This is a genomic window from Achromobacter sp. DH1f (assembly GCF_000633435.1).
Lineage (GTDB): Bacteria > Pseudomonadota > Gammaproteobacteria > Burkholderiales > Burkholderiaceae_B > Achromobacter > Achromobacter deleyi.
On the sequence record NZ_AYMF01000060.1, the window covers coordinates 1 to 3,583 of the forward strand.

Here is a 3,583-nt window from a genome sequence, read left to right on the forward strand (position 1 = left end):
GCCCGTCGCGCCAAGGCCTACGCCGATGAATACGTCCATGAAAACGCCTGGAAATCCGTCGGCGTGGCCACGCTGGTCGGCGTGCTGCTGGGCTGCTGCCTGCTGGCCAACCGGCGCTAGGCGCGGCGCGCCATGAGGCCGCCATCCACGTCCCAACGGGCCGCTTGCGGCCCGTTGTCGTTGCAGGCGGGGTGGCTGAGCGCCTGGCGGCCCGGGTTGCGTGCGGCGGCGCTGGCGTGCGTCACCGCCGCGCTGGCCGCCTGCGCCAGCGTGCCTGACGCGCAAGAGCGGGCCGCCCGCAAGGCTCAGGCCGGCCTGTCGGCGGATGCAGCCCAGGACAGCTATCGCCGCGGCCACGATATCGCGGCCAGCCCCAACACCCCCAAAGACGATTTCCTGGCGCGCCACCTGGCCGTCGAAGAGGCCGTCAGCGATGCGCCGCTGGTGGCAGGCAACCGCGTGCGCTTGCTGGCCGACGGCCCAACCACCTACCAGGCCATGTTGCGCTCCATCGCACAGGCACGGCGCTACGTGCACATGGAAACCTACATCTTCGACGACGACGAAGAGGGGGCGCGCTTTGCCGAGGCCCTGATCGCGGCACGCAATCGCGGCGCCGACGTGGCCCTGATGGTGGATGCGGTAGGCACGATCAAGACGCCCGACGCACTGTTCCAGCGCCTGCGCGACGCGGGCGTGCAGGTGGCGGTTTTCAACCCCGTCAGCCCGGTCAGCGGCAGCCGGGCCGGCTGGTCGCCCAACCAGCGCAATCATCGCAAGATCCTGGTGGTCGACGGCAAGGTCGGCTACCTGGGCGGCATCAACGTCAGCGGCGTCTATGCCTCGTCGCCTTCGGGCGGACGCGGCGGTTCAGGCAGCGTGGGCAGCGGCCCCGACGCCAAGCACAAGGACGCCAACGCGGCGCCGTGGCGCGACACGCACCTGCGCATCGAAGGGCCTGCCGTCACCCAGCTGGAAGCCGTGGTGCGCGCCGGCTGGGAATCGCAGGTCAAGGAACCGCTCAAGGGTGGCGGCGAGGTGATCGCGCCGCCCGCCACCGGGCCGACGCGCGTGCGCATACTGTCCAACCAGCCGGACCGCAGCGATGGCTATACGGTCTACCTGACGCTGATGTCGGCCTTCGAGAGTGCGCAGAAGTCCATCCACATCACCATGGCGTACTTCGTGCCGGACCCGGCCTTTGTCGATGTGCTGGCCGCCGCCGCGCAGCGCGGTGTCGACGTGGTGCTGATACTGCCGGGTTTCAGCGATTCGTCTCTGGTGTTCAACGCCGGTCGCTCGCACTACGGCAAGCTGCTCAAGGCCGGCGTGAACATCTACGAACGGCGCGATGCGCTGCTGCATGCCAAGACGGCGGTGGTGGATGGGGTCTGGTCCACGGTGGGCTCCAGCAACATGGACTGGCGCAGCTTCGCCCTGAATTACGAGGTCAACGCCGTGGTGCTGGGGCCGGATTTCGCCGCCGAAATGGAAGCGCTGTTCCAACGCGACGTGGCCGATTCGGTGCGCATCACGCCCCAGGCCTGGCGGGCCCGGGGCGTGGACGACCGATTCATGGAGTTCTTCTCGCGGATGTTCGAGCGCTGGCTATAGCGGCCTTCAGGCCGGCGCGCCCTGGGGCGGATGCGCCAAGGCGTATTCCTGCGCCAGCGCGGTGCTGAGGTCGTGCGTGGGCTGGAACGAACTGGCCTGTGCCATGGCCCACCCCGCGCGGAATACCTGGTGACGGAATTCGCCGCGCAGCAGTTCGCCGGGCGTCAGTTCGGGGAACAGCGCCGACAACAGGCGGATCTCGCTGGACGAGACGCGGCGGGCGATATGGTGGGGCCGCAGCTGGCCAGGGTGCGTCAGCCCGGCGGCGGCCAGCAATTCAGCCAGGGCATGCAGCGTGTTCTTGTGGAAGTTGGCCACGCGCTGGGCCTTGTCCGGCACCACCAGCGCGCGCTGGCGCAGCGGGTCCTGGGTGGTCACGCCGGTGGGGCATTTGCCCGTGTGGCAGGCCTGGGCCTGGATGCAGCCGATGGCGAACATGAAACCGCGCGCGGCGTTGCACCAGTCGGCGCCCATGGCCATGACGCGGGCCATGTCGAAGGCGGTGATGATCTTGCCCGAGGCGCCCAGCTTGATGCGGTCGCGCAGGTTCACGCCGATCAGCGTGTTGTGCACCAGGCGCAGGGCTTCGCGCAGCGGCGTGCCCACATGGTCGACGAATTCCACCGGCGCGGCGCCCGTGCCGCCTTCGGCGCCGTCGACCACGATGAAGTCGGGCGTGATGCCGGTTTCAAGCATCGCCTTGACGATGGCGAACCATTCCCAGGGATGGCCCACGCAGAACTTGAAGCCCACCGGCTTGCCGCCGGACAGTTCCCGCAGGCGGGCCACGAACTTCATCAGGCCGATGGGGGTGTCGAAGGCCGAATGGCTGGCGGGCGAATTGCAGTCCTGCCAGGCGACCACGCCGCGCGCTTCGGCGATTTCGGGCGTGACCTTGCCGGCTGGCAGGATGCCGCCATGGCCCGGCTTGGCGCCTTGCGACAGCTTGATCTCGATCATCTTCACCTGTGGCGTACAGGCGTTCTTGATGAAGGCTTCTTCAGAGAACGCGCCGTGCTCGTCGCGGCAGCCGAAGTAGCCCGAGCCGATGTTCCAGACCAGGCTGCCGCCCGGCTGGCGGTGGTAGCGGCTGATGCCGCCTTCGCCCGTGTCGTGCGCGAAATTGCCTTGGCGCGCGCCTTCGTTCAGGGCGAGCACGGCGTTGGCCGACAGGGCCCCAAAGCTCATGGCCGACACATTGAATGCCGACATCGAATAGGGCTGGGTACAGTCCGGCCCGCCGACGGTCACGCGGAAATCGGTATCGCCGATATGGGTGGGCGACATGGAATGGTTGATCCATTCGTAGCGGTCGCCGTAGACGTCTTCCTGGGTGCCGAAGGGGCGCTTGTCGATCTCGCGCTTGGCGCGCTGGTACACGATCGAGCGCTGCGCGCGCGAGAACGGCGAGGCCTGGGTGTCGTCTTCCAGGAAGTACTGGCGGATCTCGGGGCGGATGAATTCGAACAGAAAGCGCAGGTTGCCCAGCACCGGGTAATTGCGGCGGATGGCGTGGCGCGTCTGGATCAGGTCATACACGCCCAGGGCGCCCAGCATGGCCAGCGGGATGGCGGCCCACAGCCACCAGAGCGAGCCGGTGGCGGCCAGCACGGCGGTCACGACGGCGCCCGCCAGGGTCAAGATAAAGGCCGTGAAGCGGCCGGCAATCCATTGCATGTCCATCTCCGTGTTGCGGAATGCAGCAACCTTACACCACGGCGGACGTAAAAATGCCCCCTGGCAGGGGGCATTGCTGGAACAGTGTTTTTCAGCAGCTGGACGCCGCGGGCGTCTTTTCGACCGCCAGGCCGAACAGGGGGCGCAGGCGCACGCCCAGGGCGCTGCCGGCGAACGCGGCCGGCAGCCACAGCCAGGCGTGCAGGCTGCCCGACAGGATGCCGCTGAAATACGCGCCAATGTTGCAGCCGAAGGCCAGGCGCGCGCCGTAGCCCAGCAGCAGGCCGCCGAT

3 protein-coding genes and 1 pseudogene are annotated in these 3,583 nt (G+C 68.2%); 2 read left to right on the forward strand and 2 right to left on the reverse strand.

All coding sequences use genetic code 11. The features are described 5' to 3' along the window. Both U858_RS36425 and U858_RS0132715 read left to right on the forward strand, forming a co-directional pair. Positions 1 to 120 (forward strand): annotated as a pseudogene (locus tag U858_RS36425) (DUF883 domain-containing protein); the annotation flags it as partial. Positions 121 to 132: 12 nt separating this feature from the next. Continuing rightward, positions 133 to 1,614: a phospholipase D-like domain-containing protein gene (locus U858_RS0132715; RefSeq protein WP_081821799.1), complete on the forward strand. Its 1,482-nt coding sequence runs from the start codon at positions 133 to 135 to the stop codon at positions 1,612 to 1,614. A gap of 6 nt (positions 1,615 to 1,620) precedes the next feature. On the opposite strand, the gene U858_RS0132720 is transcribed toward U858_RS0132715, so the two are convergent. Both U858_RS0132720 and U858_RS34085 read right to left on the reverse strand, forming a co-directional pair. Next, positions 1,621 to 3,291 (reverse strand): FMN-binding glutamate synthase family protein, encoded by a 1,671-nt coding sequence (locus U858_RS0132720; protein ID WP_025141306.1) that lies wholly within the window; start codon positions 3,289 to 3,291, stop codon positions 1,621 to 1,623. A 91-nt stretch (positions 3,292 to 3,382) separates the two neighbouring features. Then, a partial coding sequence (locus U858_RS34085) for a YeeE/YedE thiosulfate transporter family protein (RefSeq protein ID WP_042886049.1) occupies positions 3,383 to 3,583 on the reverse strand: 201 nt, incomplete at its 5' end.

Excerpts from the sequence above, each read along its gene's own strand:
- U858_RS0132720 (WP_025141306.1), bottom strand. The coding sequence starts at position 3,291 with ATGCAATGGATTGCCGGCCGCTTCACGGCCTTTATCTTGACCCTGGCG.
- U858_RS0132715 (WP_081821799.1), top strand. The coding sequence starts at position 133 with ATGAGGCCGCCATCCACGTCCCAACGGGCCGCTTGCGGCCCGTTGTCG.